This is a genomic window from Arthrobacter sp. NPDC056493, from assembly GCF_042795115.1.
Classification (GTDB): Bacteria; Actinomycetota; Actinomycetes; order Actinomycetales; family Micrococcaceae; genus Arthrobacter.
This window is the reverse complement of the sequence record NZ_JBHTSL010000070.1, coordinates 12,797-27,535: the sequence shown is the minus strand read 5'-3', so window position 1 is coordinate 27,535 and position 14,739 is coordinate 12,797. Positions and strand designations below refer to the sequence as shown.

Annotated in this window: 15 protein-coding genes and 1 riboswitch; of the genes, 6 read left to right on the top strand and 9 right to left on the bottom strand. The window is 67.4% G+C overall.

All coding sequences use genetic code 11. The annotated features are described in order from the left end of the window. Positions 1–74: 74 nt before the first annotated feature. The 3 genes from ACFQ50_RS21360 to ACFQ50_RS21350 all read right to left on the bottom strand — a co-directional run bounded on the left by ACFQ50_RS21360 (position 75) and on the right by ACFQ50_RS21350 (position 4,463). Positions 75–947 carry a DNA-methyltransferase gene (locus ACFQ50_RS21360; RefSeq protein ID WP_377997628.1) on the bottom strand — a complete coding sequence of 291 codons (873 nt, stop codon included), beginning with the start codon at positions 945–947 and terminating at the stop codon, positions 75–77. 5 nt (positions 948–952) lie between these two features. Further along, on the bottom strand, positions 953–2,632 hold the full coding sequence (locus ACFQ50_RS21355; RefSeq protein WP_377997627.1) for a DEAD/DEAH box helicase: 1,680 nt from the start codon (positions 2,630–2,632) through the stop codon (positions 953–955). Positions 2,633–2,933: 301 nt separating this feature from the next. Beyond that, entirely contained in the window at positions 2,934–4,463 is a 1,530-nt protein-coding gene (locus ACFQ50_RS21350; RefSeq protein ID WP_377997626.1) for an RNB domain-containing ribonuclease, read from the bottom strand. Positions 4,464–4,504: 41 nt separating this feature from the next. On the opposite strand from ACFQ50_RS21350, the gene ACFQ50_RS21345 reads away from it, so the two are divergent. Continuing rightward, positions 4,505–5,191 (top strand): ferritin-like fold-containing protein, encoded by a 687-nt coding sequence (locus tag ACFQ50_RS21345; RefSeq protein WP_377997625.1) that lies wholly within the window; start codon positions 4,505–4,507, stop codon positions 5,189–5,191. 13 nt (positions 5,192–5,204) lie between these two features. On the opposite strand, the gene thiE is transcribed toward ACFQ50_RS21345, so the two are convergent. Beyond that, positions 5,205–5,906, bottom strand: a complete 702-nt coding sequence (gene thiE, locus ACFQ50_RS21340) for a thiamine phosphate synthase (RefSeq protein ID WP_377997624.1) — start codon at positions 5,904–5,906, stop codon at positions 5,205–5,207. A 27-nt stretch (positions 5,907–5,933) separates the two neighbouring features. Further along, a riboswitch (TPP riboswitch) is annotated at positions 5,934–6,053 on the top strand. Here thiE and thiO point away from each other — a divergent pair. The 4 genes from thiO to ACFQ50_RS21320 all read left to right on the top strand — a co-directional run bounded on the left by thiO (position 6,046) and on the right by ACFQ50_RS21320 (position 9,115). Further along, positions 6,046–7,299 (top strand): glycine oxidase ThiO, encoded by a 1,254-nt coding sequence (thiO, locus tag ACFQ50_RS21335; RefSeq protein WP_377997623.1) that lies wholly within the window; start codon positions 6,046–6,048, stop codon positions 7,297–7,299. (Overlaps the previous riboswitch by 8 nt.) Positions 7,300–7,338: 39 nt before the next feature. Further along, positions 7,339–7,575: a sulfur carrier protein ThiS gene (thiS, locus tag ACFQ50_RS21330; RefSeq protein WP_377997622.1), complete on the top strand. Its 237-nt coding sequence runs from the start codon at positions 7,339–7,341 to the stop codon at positions 7,573–7,575. A gap of 5 nt (positions 7,576–7,580) precedes the next feature. After that, positions 7,581–8,375: a thiazole synthase gene (locus ACFQ50_RS21325; RefSeq protein WP_377997621.1), complete on the top strand. Its 795-nt coding sequence runs from the start codon at positions 7,581–7,583 to the stop codon at positions 8,373–8,375. A gap of 65 nt (positions 8,376–8,440) precedes the next feature. Then, positions 8,441–9,115 (top strand): 4a-hydroxytetrahydrobiopterin dehydratase, encoded by a 675-nt coding sequence (locus ACFQ50_RS21320; protein WP_377997620.1) that lies wholly within the window; start codon positions 8,441–8,443, stop codon positions 9,113–9,115. Positions 9,116–9,135: 20 nt separating this feature from the next. Here the strand turns inward: ACFQ50_RS21320 and ACFQ50_RS21315 are convergent, their stop codons facing one another. From ACFQ50_RS21315 to ACFQ50_RS21305, 3 genes are read right to left on the bottom strand one after another with little or no spacing between them, the layout of a single operon-like run. Then, positions 9,136–9,438, bottom strand: a complete 303-nt coding sequence (locus ACFQ50_RS21315; protein ID WP_377997619.1) for a hypothetical protein — start codon at positions 9,436–9,438, stop codon at positions 9,136–9,138. 8 nt (positions 9,439–9,446) lie between these two features. Continuing rightward, entirely contained in the window at positions 9,447–9,671 is a 225-nt protein-coding gene (locus ACFQ50_RS21310; protein WP_076801574.1) for a DUF3107 domain-containing protein, read from the bottom strand. A gap of 56 nt (positions 9,672–9,727) precedes the next feature. Continuing rightward, positions 9,728–10,396: a TetR/AcrR family transcriptional regulator gene (locus ACFQ50_RS21305; RefSeq protein ID WP_377997618.1), complete on the bottom strand. Its 669-nt coding sequence runs from the start codon at positions 10,394–10,396 to the stop codon at positions 9,728–9,730. Positions 10,397–10,480: 84 nt separating this feature from the next. On the opposite strand from ACFQ50_RS21305, the gene moeB reads away from it, so the two are divergent. Beyond that, positions 10,481–11,680 (top strand): molybdopterin-synthase adenylyltransferase MoeB, encoded by a 1,200-nt coding sequence (moeB, locus tag ACFQ50_RS21300; protein WP_377997617.1) that lies wholly within the window; start codon positions 10,481–10,483, stop codon positions 11,678–11,680. Between the two features lie 8 nt (positions 11,681–11,688). On the opposite strand, the gene ACFQ50_RS21295 is transcribed toward moeB, so the two are convergent. Further along, the gene (locus ACFQ50_RS21295) at positions 11,689–14,037 is read right to left on the bottom strand and encodes a multicopper oxidase domain-containing protein (protein ID WP_377997616.1); all 2,349 of its coding nucleotides are present in this window, start codon (positions 14,035–14,037) and stop codon (positions 11,689–11,691) included. Continuing rightward, entirely contained in the window at positions 14,034–14,609 is a 576-nt protein-coding gene (locus tag ACFQ50_RS21290) for a hypothetical protein (RefSeq protein WP_377997615.1), read from the bottom strand. The genes ACFQ50_RS21295 and ACFQ50_RS21290 overlap by 4 nt, the downstream gene beginning before the upstream one ends. Between the last annotated feature and the right edge of the window lie 130 nt (positions 14,610–14,739).

The window sequence follows — 14,739 nt, the reverse complement described above, 5'->3', positions numbered from 1 at the left end:
TTGTTTTTGGTGGGGCTTGTATTTGTTCATAAGTGTACGTCGTACCCACCGCTGTCACCGCCCTGACGTGCTACCTAGTTGGGCGGGTAGGACGCGATCTCGGCGTGCGCCCCGAGGCGCTTGGCCATGACGTCGATGGCAGGCTGGTTCTGGTCCACGCAGACGAACCTGCGCCCCAGCTTGGCCGCAACAGCGCCGAGCGTGCCGGACCCGGCGAAGAAATCGAGGCACCAGTCACCCGGGCGGCTGGACGCGGCCACCACGCGGCGCACCAGGCCCTCGGGTTTCTGCGTGGGGTAGCCGGTCTTTTCCTTGCCCGTGGGAGAGACGATGGTGTGCCACCAAACGTCCGTGGGCAGCTTGCCCAACTCACGCTTGGCCGGAGTCACGAGCCCCGGCGCCATGTAGGGCTCCCGGTCCACCTCGGCGCTGTTGAAGTGGTATTTCGCCGGGTTTTTGACGTAGACGAGGATGTTGTCGTGTTTGGTGGGCCAGCGGTTTTTGGCCCGCGCACCGTAGTCGTAGGCCCAGATGATCTCGTTGAGGAAGCATTCCCGGCCAAAGATGGCGTCCAGCATGACCTTGGCGTAGTGCACCTCGCGGTAGTCCAGGTGCAGGTACAGGGTGCCGTCGTCGGCGAGAAGCCGCCACGCTTCCACCAGGCGCGGCTCGAGGAAGGACCAGTAGTCGCTGAAGGCGTCGTCGTACCGGTGCAGGGCGCCCTTGATCGTGTCGTAGGAACGGCCCTTGAAGCCCACCCGGTCGCCGTCGCCGTCGGTGTTCAGCACCATCTTTGTTTCCTGGCGCTGCTGGGCCCGGCCGGTGTTGAAGGGCGGGTCCACATAGATCAGTGTGAAGGCGCCGTCCGGCAGCGTGGGGAGGAAGTCCGCGTTATCCGCGTGCACCACCAGGTTGCTGCCGTCCGGCGCCCAGACAGTTTCAGTCATTGAGGTTATGGGGCCTCGGTGCCGGGCTGTGAGCCGGTTGCGGCAGATTCGCTGCCGGAGACCACTTCACCGTTGCGGCGCCGCGTGCGGGTGCGGTTGCGGCGCGGGCGTGCCGGCTGCTCACCCTCAACGGTCGCGGTGGCGGCGGCAGCTGTTCCGGTCTCCGCACCGGACTCTGAAGCGCGGCTGTCTGAAGAACGACGGCGGCGCTCGCCTGAACGCTTGCCCGCGTCACCGGCGCGGCGGCTGCCTTCCCTGCTGCCGGAGCGGCCGGAATCGCGGCCACCGGAGCGGGTGTTCTTCTTGCCGGTCTCGCCCAGGTCCTCCAGGACCTCGGCGTCGACGCCGGCGAGGGTGCGCTTGCTGCGCGGCAGCCGGCCCTTGGTGCCTTCCGGGATGTCCAGTTCCTCATAAAGGTGCGGCGAGGAGGAGTATGTTTCGACGGGCTCGGGAACGCTCAGGCCGAGCGCCTTGTTGATGAGGCCCCAGCGCGGCATGTCGTCCCAGTCCACGAACGTCACGGCCGTGCCCTTGTTGCCGGCGCGGCCGGTGCGGCCAACGCGGTGCAGGTAGATCTTCTCGTCCTCGACGCACTGGTAGTTGATGACGTGCGTAACGTCATCAACGTCGATGCCGCGGGCAGCGACGTCGGTGGCCACCAGGACATCGACCTTGTTGTTGCGGAAGGCCCGCAGCGCCTGCTCGCGGGCGCCCTGTCCGAGGTCACCGTGGATGGCTGCGGCGGCAAAGCCGCGGTCCACCAGTTCCTCGGCCACCTTCGCGGCGGTCCGCTTCGTCTTGGTGAAGATGATGGTGCGGCCGCGTCCGCGCGCCTGCAGAATCCTGGCGACCACTTCGGTCTTGTCCATGCTGTGGGCGCGGTAGATGAGCTGCCGGATGTCGCGCTTGGTCAGGCCTTCGTCGTCCGGATCGGCGGCGCGGATGTGGGTGGGCTGCGTCATGTACCGGCGGGCCATCGCGATGACCGGGCCGGGCATGGTGGCGGAGAACAGCAGGGTCTGGCGGACCGGGGGAGTACCGGCAATCAGGGTCTCGACGTCGGGCAGGAAGCCGAGGTCCAGCATTTCGTCGGCCTCATCGAGGACCACTATCTTGACGTTCTTCAGCACCAGGTGCCGCTGCTTGTAGAGGTCGATCAGGCGGCCGGGTGTGCCGACGACGACCTCCACACCCTTTTGCAAAGCATCAATCTGCGGCTCGTAGGCACGGCCGCCGTAGATGGTGGCGATCCGGGCGTTGCGCTTGCGGGAAGCGGCCTGCAGGTCGTTGGCCACCTGGACGGCAAGTTCGCGGGTGGGAACGATCACCATGGCCTGCGGGGCGCCGGGCGCTGGCAGCTTGTCGAAGCCGGCGTCATCCCGGCCAACCACGCGCTGCAGGGCCGGGATGCCGAAGCCGAGGGTCTTGCCCGTGCCGGTCTTCGCCTGGCCGATGATGTCGTGGCCGGACAATGCGACAGGGAGCGTCATGGCCTGGATGGGGAAGGGGTGTGTGATGCCGGCGTCCGCCAGAGACTCGACGATGTCGGCGCGGACGTCGAAGTCGGCGAACGACTTTTCGGCTATTTCGTGCGGCTTCTCGTCCGAGATGATGGTCTCTTCCGGCTCGATGGTCTCGGTGCCGGTGTCGTCGGAGAGTAGCTGGTGGGTATGCAATTCACTCACAGGGGAGTTTCCTTATTCATTTAGGCATTGGCGCCGCCTGCTCAACGGGGCGGGCGCGGGGCCGTTCCGGAGCACGCTCAGGCGCGCAAGCAATTCCAGTGGAAGCCGATCGCGGGCTATCTAATTGCCGGCACTGGGGACCGGCGGGTGTGACTCAAGATCGCGTAGGGGCGGGCTTGTTGAATTCAAATCAAGGAAATCAACGACCGGGCATCCATTACTACCCACCCAGTCTACTGGCAAACCCGTGTTTTCCTTGACTCAGGCCGCCGCAGGGGCCGTGGCGGGGGCCCTGCGCGGATCAGTCGACGAGCTCGAGGTGGATTTCCCGGGTGATGATGTCCGAGGAGATGAGCCGGACCCGGACCCTGGTGCCGGGCTCCATTTCTCCCTCGCACCTGGCTGTCACGGCCGGTTCGGCGATCTGGACCACCCCGGACGGGCCTGATCCGTTGGTCCCCTTGCCGTTCAGCCCCTTGCCGTTGTTGCCGTTCCCGTGGCCGTTTCCTGTGCCGTTCCCGTTGCCGTTCCCGTTTTTGGCCGGCTTTGACCCGGAGATCACCACGGCATCGAATTCCTGTCCGATGTGGTTGATCAGCAGCGCGGCTTCCACTGTGTCCAGGGCAAGGCGTTCCATCCGCGCTGCCAGCTGGTCCGAGTACGCCATGATTTCCGGCAGCGAGGGAAGCGCCTGGCGGGCCCAGGCCGGCACCGGCCGGTTGTTGCTCAGCGCCTCGCAGATGACCAAAACGAAACGGTCAACGAGGCGGCGCAGCGGCGCGGTGGTGTGCGCATACGCCGTGCCGATGGCTGACTGGACGGCGTCCTCCGGAACGGTTCCGTCGAAATGCGTGTACGCGGCTCCGCGGAAGAGCATGCCGGCCGAATGGAGGATGGCCAGTTGCCGGTGGTCGGTGGGGTCGAGGGTGCGCAGGTACTCGCCGTAGGTTTCCTCCCCGTCCCACGGTTTGCCCAGCGCGGCGGTCTGGCGCTTGAAATGGCTGAGCGAGCGTTCATCCGGGGCCGGCATGGTGCGCAGGATGCCCACCTTGCCGTTGAGCATCAGCGAGGCGGCGGCCATCCCGGTCATCAGCGAAATCTGGGCGTTCCAGTCCTCCACCGGAAGCTGGGGGACCGCCACGATCCGGTAGCCGCCGTCGGGAAGCTGGACGATCTCCTGCTCCGGCATGTTCAGGCTGGCCCCGCCGCGGGCCCGCTCCAGGTCCACGCGCTTGCGCCCCACCTCGCGCAGCAGCTGCAGCATGGGAGGGGCCGTGCCGGCATCCAGGTCCGCCTGGACGCCCTTGTAGTTGAGCTTGGCCCGGCTGCGCACGGAGGCCCGGCGCACCACGACGGACACCACTTCGGCGGCGGCGTCGAGTTCAAATTCCCAGACGAAGGCGGAGCACAGCTGCCCCGCCAGCAGGCTGCCGGCGTTTTCGCTGATGACCTCCGGATGCAGCGGAATCCGGCCGTCGGGGGCGTAGAAGGTCTGCCCGCGGCGGCGGGTCTCGGCATCGAGGGCGCCGCCCGGATGCACGAAGGACGGAACGTCGGCGATGGCATAAAGGATCCGGTAGCCCTCGCCGCGGCGCTCGATGAACAGCGCCTGGTCAAGGTCGGTGGACGACGGCGGATCGATGGTCAGGAACTCCACACCGGTCAGGTCCAGGGCCGGGAAGTCCCGGCTGGCCACGGCGGCTTCGGCTTCCTTGAGCACGTTCTCGGGGAATTCCCCCGGAAGCTCCAGTTCCGTCCGCAGCGCGCTCAGGGCATCCGCGAGCGCGTTGGTCTGCTCGTGGACGCTGGGCGAGAGCCGATGATGTGACACGAAAATCAGGTTAGCCCGAATTGCGCCGTTAGTCTTGGATTATGGGCACATCCTCGGCTGGCACCGCTCGCTACGACCGTTTTGTCGCAGACCTGTTCGGCGTGATGGCGTACGGCGAACTGTCCGCGTTCGAACGGCTGTCCTCCGACGCCCGTTACTCGCCCACGCTGCACGACCGGGCCGTGCTCGGCAGGATCGCCGTCATCGAATTCCAGCACTACGAGCTGGTGAGCGCCAAGCTGGCGGAGATGGGCGTCGACGTCGAAGATGCGATGTTGCCGTTCCAGTTGGCCGTGGACCATTTCCACGAACGGACCCGCCCGGCGGACTGGTACGAGTCCCTCATGAAGGCGTACGTGGTGGACACCGTGTCCGCCGATTTCTACCGGGCGGTGGCCCGGTTCGTGGATGCCGGAACGCGGGATGTCATCCAGCAGATCCAGTCGTCGGAAGAGGCCACGGCCGTGCTCCGGGAGCGGCTCAGGGGAGCGCTGGCGGACGACCCCCGCCTCGCGTCCAGGCTTGCGCTGTGGGGCCGCCGGCTCCTGGGCGAAGCGATCACGCAGGCCCAGCGTGTGGGCCACGAAAACGCCTTTCTGAGCGCGCTGTTTGTCGAGGCGGAACCCGGTGCCACGGACGCCACCGCACGGGAGCTGGTGCGGGGCATCACTGCCGACGTCGCGGAACACCATTCCCGGCGGATGGTCCAGCTGGGACTGAGCGGCTAAGCGGTTTCTCCGCCTAGGAAACGGCTGCCGGCGCCGTTGCGTCCAGGGCGTCGAGCAGTTCTTCCGCAGCGGCCGTGGGGTCTGCCGCCTCGGTGATGGCGCGCACGACGACGATCCGGCTGGCTCCGGCCGCCAGGACCTGCTCCACATTCGTGCGGTCGATCCCGCCGATCGCGAACCAGGGCAGCAGCAGGCCGCCGACCCGTTCCTCGTTCGCGGTGCGGACAGCCTCCGCTGCGTAGCGCAGCAGATCGAGCCCGACGGCGGCGCGCCCGGGCTTGGTGGGCGTGGCCCACACCGGACCCACGCAGAAATAGTCCAGGCCGCTGCGCCCGTGGGCGGCGGCGACGGCGGCGTCCACCTGATCCGTGCTGTGCGTGGACAGCCCGATCACGGTGGCGTCGTGCAGCAGCTTCCGGGCGGCGCGCAACGGCAGGTCCTTCTGGCCGATGTGGAACACCGGAGCGCCGGCGATGGACGCGATATCGGCACGGTCGTTCACGGCCCAGAGCCGTCCGTGTTTGCGGGCGGCGGCATGGACGATTTCCAGCAGCTCAAGTTCCTCGGCCGCTTCGATGCTCTTGTCCCGCAACTGGATGATGTCCACGCCGCCGGCAAACGCCGCGTCCACGAAGTCCGCAAAGTCGCCGCGGTCCTTGCGGGCGTCGGTGCAGAGGTACAGGCGGGCGGCGGTGTGGGCAGAGTGCTGGGTCATGGCAACCACCTTAGTTCCTCTAAACTGGGCAGGTACCGCGGGAGCCGTTACTGCTGTCATAAAAGGCGCAGGGCTGAGAGGGCGTCAGAGCCGACCGCTTGACCTGATCCGGTTAGTACCGGCGTAGGGAAGGATTTTCATGAACCCTGACATCAGTGGCGCGGAATGTGCCGCCACCAGTCTTGAGGCAGATGTCGCCGTCGTCGGCGGCGGCGTGGTGGGCCACGGCATCGCCTGGGAGGCACGGCGCTCGGGCCGGTCGGTGGTACTCATCGATGAAGCGCCCGGCAGCGGTGCAAGCTGGGCCGCGGCCGGCATGCTCGCTCCGGTCAGCGAACTGCATTACCAGGAGGAAGGGCTCCTGGAGCTGATGCTGGAGTCCTCCGCCAGGTGGCCGGAGTTTGCCGCCACGCTCAGCGCCGGCGAAGACGCGGGATACCTGACGACGCCGACCCTTGCGGTGGGTGCCGGTCCCGCCGACCGGCGCGCCCTGATGGACCTGCGGGACGTGCAGCGGACCCACGGCCTGGAGGTTGAACCGCTGACCATCCGTGAGGCACGGTCACGGGAGCCGCTGCTCAGCCCCGGGATCTCCTGTGCCCTGGACATCCCGGCAGACCATCAGGTGGATCCCCGCAGGCTGGTCCGCGCGGTTGCTGCGGAGCTGGCCGGCCATGGCCAGGAGATCGCGGCAGCGGACGGCTACGCCGTGCGCGAGCACGCCGCCGGCCTGCTCTGGGACGGCGGGAGGGTCTGCGGGGTCCGGCTGGCCGGCGGCGGCACCGTCAGGGCCACTGAGACGGTGGTGGCCAACGGCCTGGCCGCGGCGCAGCTGCAGAACCTGCCGGAGGGACTGCAGCTGCCGCTGCGCCCGGTCTACGGGGACATCCTCAGGCTCAGGGTCCCCGGACACCTGCAGCCCCTGCTCACCGCAACAGTCCGCGGTATGGTGCGGGGCGTTCCGGTCTACATCGTGCCGCGCCAGGACGGCACGGTGGTGGTCGGCGCCACGCAGCGCGAGGACGGCGTGCCGGGCACCAGCGCCGGCGGTGTCTACCAGTTGCTGCGCGACGCACAGGTCCTGCTGCCGGCAGTCGCCGAGCTCGAGCTCCTCGAAGCCACCGCGCGGGCGCGGCCGGGCACACCCGACAACGCGCCGCTGCTCGGCCGGGTGCCGGCCCGCGGGCAGGGGCCCGGGACGGACGTGGCCGGCCTCATCATTGCCACCGGGTTTTTCCGCCACGGCGTCCTGCTGACCCCGGCGGCGGCAGCGATCTGCCGCCAGCTCATGGACGGCATTCCGGACCCGCGCTGGGCCCACTTCCTGCCGGGCCGGTTTTCCCCCGGGCTCCCGGACCCGGTGGCAGCACTGTCACATTTGAGCCCCGCCTGATTTGATCCACGTCACATTTGACCCAAACAAGGAACCAGCATGAACATCACTCTGAACGGCATAGATCAGGTTGTGGGCGAGGGCGCCTCGGTCACCTCGCTCGTCAGCCAGATCACGGGGCGGCGCCTGTCCGCCAACGGGCAGGCCGCCGACGGCCAGCGACTCGGTGTGGCGGTGGCGCGCAATGCAGCCGTCGTGCCCCGCAGCCAGTGGTACAGCACCGCCCTCGCCGAGGGCGACGAGATCGAACTAGTCACGGCAGTCCAAGGAGGGTGAGCACGATGGCAGAAACATTGATTGAAACAGCAGACAGCCTGGTCATTGACGGGGTGGAACTGACATCGCGGCTCATCATGGGCACCGGAGGGGCTCCGAGCCTGGACGGTCTCGGCTCAGCGCTGGTCGCGTCCGGCACCCAGCTGACCACAGTTGCAATGCGGCGCTATTCGCCTGCGGAAACGGGCTCGCTCTTCCAGCTGCTGGTGGACCACAACATCCGCGTGCTCCCCAACACCGCCGGCTGCTTCACGGCCCGGGATGCCGTCATGACGGCCGAGCTGGCCCGTGAAGCCCTGGAGACCGACTGGGTCAAGCTCGAGGTCATCGCGGACGAGCACACGCTGCTGCCGGACGCCGTGGAGCTCGTGGACGCCACAGAGCAGCTGGTCAACCGGGGCTTCAAAGTCTTCGCCTACACCAACGACGACCCCGTCCTGGCACTCCGGCTCGAGAACCTGGGGGCCTCCGCCGTCATGCCGCTGGGAGCACCGATCGGCACAGGCCTGGGCATCCTCAATCCGCACAACATCGAGCTGATCGTGTCGCGGGCGTCTGTCCCCGTGGTCCTGGATGCAGGAATCGGTACGGCCTCGGACGCGGCACTGGCCATGGAACTGGGCTGCGACGCCGTACTGCTGGCCACCGCCGTCACCCGGGCGCAGAACCCGGCACTCATGGCCGGGGCCTTCAAACACGCAGTCGTCGCGGGTAGGCTGGCGCGTGCGGCCGGGCGTATCCCGCGCCGTGAGCATGCCCTGGCCTCGTCGGCCATGGAGGGCCGGGCGGAGTTCCTCTAAACCCCGGCCAATCTCCTTGGCGGCCCGGCGGGGCAGGCTCAGCAGGTACTGCCAAGGAGTCAGTTGTGGCCGCCAAGGACGACATCCTCACCCGACCCCAGATCGACGAGGCGCTCGCAGGCCTTAGCGACTGGCGTTACCGGCTGGGCGGCCTGGTCACCGTCTATAAGACGCCGACGGCGGCTGCCGCGCTGGAACTGATCGCCGCCGTCGGGCGTGTGGCAGAGGACATGGACCACCATCCGGACCTGGACTGGCGCTACAACCGGGTGTTCATCCGGTTCAGTTCGCACGACGTCGGGGGCGAGGTGACCACGCGGGACACCGGAGCCGCGGCCTCGGTCAGCGCGGCCGCGTCGGCGGCGGGCGCCGAGGCCCAGCCCGGCCTGTACCGGTCGGTGGACATCGGCATCGACACGGCCGACGCGGCGGAGATTTCCGAGGTCTGGCGCGTCGCGCTCGGTTACCGGAAGGGCCGGTTCGGGGACCTCACGGATCCTTTCGGCCGCGGTCCCGGTGTGTGGTTCCAGGAGACCGCGACCCCCAACGACAACCGCCTGCACCTGGACGTCCACCGCTCGAAGGCGGAGTCGGCACCCGCCCTGGAGAAGACCGCGGCCACCGGGGCCTTAATGAACAGTGACCACGCACCCAGTTGGGTGGTGGTCACTGATGCCCAGGGAAACCGGCTCTGCCTGTGCACAGAGGAAGGCCACGGGCCGGACGTTCGCGAATACTGACGCTGCCGAATCCCGGGCGGTCAGATCTTCAGCGCTGCCGTCAGCCGGTGGGTGTCCTGTTTGGCCCGCGTGCGGCCCAGGTAGACAGCCACTGCCAGGGCAGCAGCCGTCCCGGCCGCCATGGGAAGGACCCACGGTATCCAGGTCAGGCCCGGCTGGTAGCCCAGCCCCGCCCAGATGCAGATGATCCACGCCAGCATGCCTACCGCCGCAGCGGTACCGGCCGGCAGGAGGATGCCGTACTTGGTGTGGCGCCGGTCGTTGGCCCAGACGATGAAGCCGGCAGCGGCAGTCACCAGGAGCACGATCACGAGGGACAGCACGGCTCGGCCTACAGGGCGCCGAAGCCGACCCGGCGCACTTCCTCAGCGCCGATTTCGACGTAGCCCAGCACGTTGGCCGGGACGATGATCTGGCGGCCCTTCTCGTCGTTCAGGCGGAGCTCACTGCCCTTGGCGATGGCCTCGGCCACTACTTTAGCCACAGCGTCAGCATCCTGAGCCGATTCCAGCACAATTTCACGGCCGACGTTCTGAATGCCGATCTTTACTTCCACAGCGAGGCCTCCCAGCCAATCAAGGTTGAAATTACAAAGGTAGTTTCAGTTGTAGTCTAGGTCTCTTTGGGGAAGCGAGAGATTCCGCGCCAAGCTAAACGGTAAATCAGGTCGCTGGCCACATCGAGGTCGAGGTTCCCGTCCGTCTCGAGCCAGTAGCGGGCGCTGACCTGGGCCATGCCGGCCAGCCCGCGTCCCAGCAGCTGGGCTTCCAGCAGCGGCAGTTTGGTGTCCTCGGCGATGATCCTTGCAATGGCCTCGGCGAACGTCTTGTTGAACGTCTCCAGGCGCGAGCTGACATCGGCGTCGTTGATGAGGTCGGACTCGAACACCAGCCGGTGGGCCTGGTCGTCGCTGTCAATGAAGCGGAAATAGGCGCGCATGACGGCCTGCACACGCTCCTTGTTGTCCGTGGTGGAGTTCATGGCCCCGAGCATGAGCTCGGTCAGTGCCTCGAGATGGCTGTCCAGCAGGGCAAGGTACAGCTCACGCTTCGACGGGAAGTGCTGGTAGAGCACGGGCTTGCTGACGTGGGCCGTTTCCGCGATCTCGTCCATGGCTGCGCCGTGGTAGCCGTTGGCAACAAAAACCTCCTGGGCAGCTGCCAGCAGTTGGGCCCGGCGCTCGTCGCGCGGCAACCTGGCGGAGCGCTGGCCGGCGGGGCGGGCCGGGCCGGCATTGGATTGCGCGGCCTGAGTTCGATCAACCGGTGCATGATGAACCACTGTTGGCCTTCTTTCCTTTGCTGTTAACTTCACTTTACCCGGGGGTAATATGACCGCGCGGTATCTTCAGGCATACATTGAAGTATGGCTTCTCCGTCCACCGCAAATACTGTCCGCACGCAGCCGGGCCCCCTCGTCGATCCCGCGCCCGGGCTGTCCACCGAAGAGGTGGAGCGGTATTCCCGGCATCTCATCATTCCCGAAATCGGAGCCCTCGGCCAAAGGCGGCTGAAGAACGCGCGTGTGCTGGTCATCGGTGCGGGTGGCCTGGGCGCGCCGGCGCTGCTCTACCTCGCCGCTGCCGGCGTGGGAACCATCGGGATCGTCGACGACGACGCCGTGGACCTGAGCAACCTGCAGCGGCAGGTCATCCACGGAGTTCACGACGTCGGCCGTCCCAAGATCGAGTCCGCACGGGATGCCATCGCTGAGCTGAACCCGCTGGTGGACGTCCGGCTGCACAACGTCAGGCTCGATGCCTCCAACGCCCTGGAGCTCTTCGCCGGCTACGACCTCATCCTGGACGGCGCGGACAACTTCGCCACCCGCTACCTGGTCAACGACGCCGCCGCCATCCTCGGCAAGCCGTACGTGTGGGGATCGATCTTCCGTTTCGACGGGCAGGTCAGCGTCTTCTGGGAGCAGCACGGACCCACCTACCGCGATCTCTATCCGGAGGCGCCGCCGGCGGGTTCCGTGCCGTCGTGCGGGGAGGGCGGTGTGTTCGGCATGCTGTGCGCGGCGGTCGGATCGCTCATGGTGACGGAGGCAGTCAAGCTGATTACCGGCGTCGGGCGTTCCCTGCTGGGCCGGGTGGCCCTGTACGACGCCCTGGGCGGCAGCTGGCGCGAGATCAGGGTGTCCAAGGACCCCGACGCCCCGCGGATCACGGAGCTCACCGACTACGAGGCCTTCTGCGGCATCGCGCCGGCGGAGACAACCGACACGGACCACACCGTCACGGCAGCGCAGCTGGCAACCATGCTGGCGTCGCGGGAAGCGGGGCTGAAGGACTTCGACCTTGTGGACGTGCGTGAATCGGGGGAGTACGACATCGTCCGGATCGACGGTTCCGTGCTGATCCCGCAGGGACGCATCCTCTCCGGCGAGGCATGGGGCGAGCTGCCCCAGGACAAGGACATCGTGTTCCACTGCAAGGCCGGGACGAGGTCCGCCGCCGTGCTGGCAGCCGCCCGGAAGGCCGGCTACCAGCGCGTCAGCCACCTCGACGGCGGCATCCTCGCCTGGGTTCGGGACGTGGAGCCCCAAAAGCCCGTCTACTGACCCCGGGCTCACCGCGCGATGACCGGGATTTGCCGTGACTTGACCACCTTTCGGGTGATCCAGTCCAGCAGGTCCACAGTGAGCGTGTAGTCACCAGCCGCCGGCGGGCGCAGGAGCATGTCGTAGCGCTCGGCGGCACCGAAGTTGATGATGCTGGTGCGCATGGGGCTCGTTTTCGAGATGGGCAGGGCCGGCGCATTGGGGTTTGAAGTGTCCCGGAACGGCCGGCCGTCGTGGGCGATCAGCTCGGCCATGGCGACGCGCTTTCCCGCGGAGTCGGTGAAATAGGCGTTCACCGGGAAATAGTTGGCGTTCAGCAGGCGCAGCAGCGTGGGTTTTACCGTGCCCCCGGTGGAGACGCGGGCACGGATGCGGGTCAGCTGGATTGGCCCCTCTGCTGTGGGCGCGGGGGCAAGTTCGCCGCCGAGCAGGTAGAAGTGCTCGGGCTGGAACTTGTCCAGGCCGGCATCATCTCCGGAGAGGCCCGCGGCGTGGTTGAGTTCGTGCCAGCGCGGGTCCACCGAATACGGGACCAGGATGGTCTCGGTGTCGATGTCGTACTCCGGGCCGTCGACGAATGCCCGCCGCGCTCCCTTGGTCACCGGGTAGTCCTTATGTACCGGCGGGTCGATGATCAGCGGGCCGAACATGCCCATCTGCACATGCAGCGTGGTATTGACGTGGCAGTGGTAGAAGTACGTTCCGGACGCGCCGACGTTCGGGTTTCCGGGGATTCCCCGCTCAGGCCGCCACTGGTAGGTGTAGGAACCGGATACCTCGAAGGATGTGTGGCCCACGCCGTCGTTCCTGGGGTCGGGCTCCATGCCGTGCCAGTGGACTGTGTGGACCCGCTTGCTCGGGTGGATGGTGCCGTGGAACAACTGTCCTTCCGTGAGTCGAACCAGGGGAGCGGGGAAGATCCGGCCTGAGTTCTCCGTCTCGAACGTCCACATCTCGAACTCTCCGCCGTCGTCGAACTTCATCTTCTGGTTGAAGAACTTGAATTCATGCGCGACGTCGGGCTTCAGGGGGAACTCGGTGGCAGGGCTTCCCTCGTGCATCTGGTTCGAGCTGAAGTCCACCTGGCTGCGGAACAGTTCGTGCGGCGGGGTGGCGTTGACCGGTCCGGGTGCGGCGAGGGTCCAGTGGCCCACGAGCCCGCCGGGGTACATGCCGCCACGCGCCACCTGCGACGGCTCGGCATGACAGTGCATCGGGTAGTTCCAATCCGTCTTCCGGGCGTTCCACACCTGCTCGATGGCCTCCGGCGGGCGCCGCATCGGCAGCATCGACTCCTTGCGGTCCAGCGGGTGCATTTCCACCACGTCTTCCCACTGCTGGAGCACCACGTGTCCGTCGGAATCCACCCGGCCCTTGGTGCGCGGAAATGGCTCACCGTTGCGCTGCACCGTCCAGAGATGGTTTCCGTGGAAATGGAGCTGGTGGTGGACGACGCCCGCATTGACAAAGCGCATAAGCTGCCCGGCGCGGACAGTGCCGGCCGCGGGTGTGAGGCTGAAGTTCCGGACGTCGATCTGGCGCGCGGAGCCGGACATCAGGGTGTCCTCCTCCCGGATCCGGTTCAGCGCCTCATCGGTGGAGGCGGCCAGGGACTGGTAGCCGCTGCGCCCGTTGAGCGTGAAGTAGCGGGGCACCACGGGCGTCTTGTCCGGGTCAACGGTGCCCTGCCGGGAGGCGATGCCTGCCCAGACAGGATCGACGTTGTGGAGTATCCACAGCCACTGGCGCTCGAATTCGGGTCCGTCCGCGCCCGCCAGCCACGGCGAGTCCGGGTTCACCACCAGGAGGGCGCCGAACAGGCCCAGGATCCGCTGCACCGGATCCGCATCGGGGTCTGCCGGTTCGCCGCCGGGGTCGCAGTACAGGTAGGCGCCTTCCGTCGGCGCCTTAAAGGTCAGCGTCTTGGTTTGCCCCGGCCTGATGGCCCCGGTTCCGACGTGGCCCTTCGTTGGGCCGGCGTTGAGGAACTGGAGGGAGTGGTCCTGCGTGAGGTTGTTGGTCACGCGGATGCTGATGGTGCTGCCGGTTTCCGCGATGAGCGTCCGGTCCGGGAAGAAGCTGGCCCAGTGGGCGCGGCGGATCAGGAACTCCCCCGGGTTGAGGGGATCCTTGGCTGCCGGTGCGGGCCGGCCCAGGGGAGGCAACGCGGCCTTGAGCGGATAGGTCCGGCTGGCCACGACGGAGCCGTTGCGCAGAAACACCCGGGGACTCACGGCCAGGCTGGGTTTCGGATCCTTGACCGCGCTCCGGCGGTCCCCAAACCCGCGGTGGTAGACGAGCGTGCCGTCCACCATCGGAAGGTAGCCGTCATTGATGTGAAGGTCCAGGGGGCTCATGAGGTCTCCTTGGCAACGGTGAGAAGCGGCAGGGCGAGAGCCTGGGCGGCGACGTCCTCCAGTCCCGTGTATTCGATCTCCATGGCGACGGAGTCGTGAGGGGCGAGGTAGCTGATCCAGACCTGTTCAGTGGCGCCGGCGGCAATCGTGCCGGGGCCGCGGTCGGCGTCCTGCGGGGCAACGGTGATGCCGGAGGGCAGGAGCTTCAGCCGCAGCTGTCCGGGGCTGAACAGGACCGGCTCGGACCGGACATTGGTGAGTGCCACTTCGAGCACGACGACGTCGCCCCAAGTGAAGTTGCCGGGCTGCGGCCAGTCGGAGTCCAGGAGGGGATCGCTGTGGTGGTCGTCCACCGCGGTGCCCCGCCGGCTGGAAATGCGCTGGATCCCTGGCTGGCCGGCTGCGGCGGCCCGCCGCGTTCCGTCCGTGACCTGCGATATGGCCGAGGCGAGCGGCGTGGCAGCAGGCCGCCCCTGCGCATCAAGCCTGGCCAGGCGTCCGGCGTCGACGAGGGACAGGGTCCCGAAGGCCGTGGCGAGCCCGGCTCCGCCCCCGGGTCTGCTGCGGGACACTATGCCGTAGGTCCCACCGCCTAGGAGGAGGAGCGCTCCGCCTCCCACAATCAGTCCGAATTGCCGGCGGCTCAGAGGCGGGACGGCAGGGGCCGGTGAAGAAAAATGCATGATTGCTCCCCAATATGGT

Excerpts from the sequence above, each read along its gene's own strand:
- thiO (WP_377997623.1), top strand. The coding sequence starts at position 6,046 with ATGAACCCTGACATCAGTGGCGCGGAATGTGCCGCCACCAGTCTTGAG.
- ACFQ50_RS21345 (WP_377997625.1), top strand. The coding sequence starts at position 4,505 with ATGGGCACATCCTCGGCTGGCACCGCTCGCTACGACCGTTTTGTCGCA.
- moeB (WP_377997617.1), top strand. The coding sequence starts at position 10,481 with ATGGCTTCTCCGTCCACCGCAAATACTGTCCGCACGCAGCCGGGCCCC.
- ACFQ50_RS21360 (WP_377997628.1), bottom strand. The coding sequence starts at position 947 with ATGACTGAAACTGTCTGGGCGCCGGACGGCAGCAACCTGGTGGTGCAC.
- thiE (WP_377997624.1), bottom strand. The coding sequence starts at position 5,906 with ATGACCCAGCACTCTGCCCACACCGCCGCCCGCCTGTACCTCTGCACC.
- thiS (WP_377997622.1), top strand. The coding sequence starts at position 7,339 with ATGAACATCACTCTGAACGGCATAGATCAGGTTGTGGGCGAGGGCGCC.
- ACFQ50_RS21295 (WP_377997616.1), bottom strand. The coding sequence starts at position 14,037 with ATGAGCCCCCTGGACCTTCACATCAATGACGGCTACCTTCCGATGGTG.
- ACFQ50_RS21325 (WP_377997621.1), top strand. The coding sequence starts at position 7,581 with ATGGCAGAAACATTGATTGAAACAGCAGACAGCCTGGTCATTGACGGG.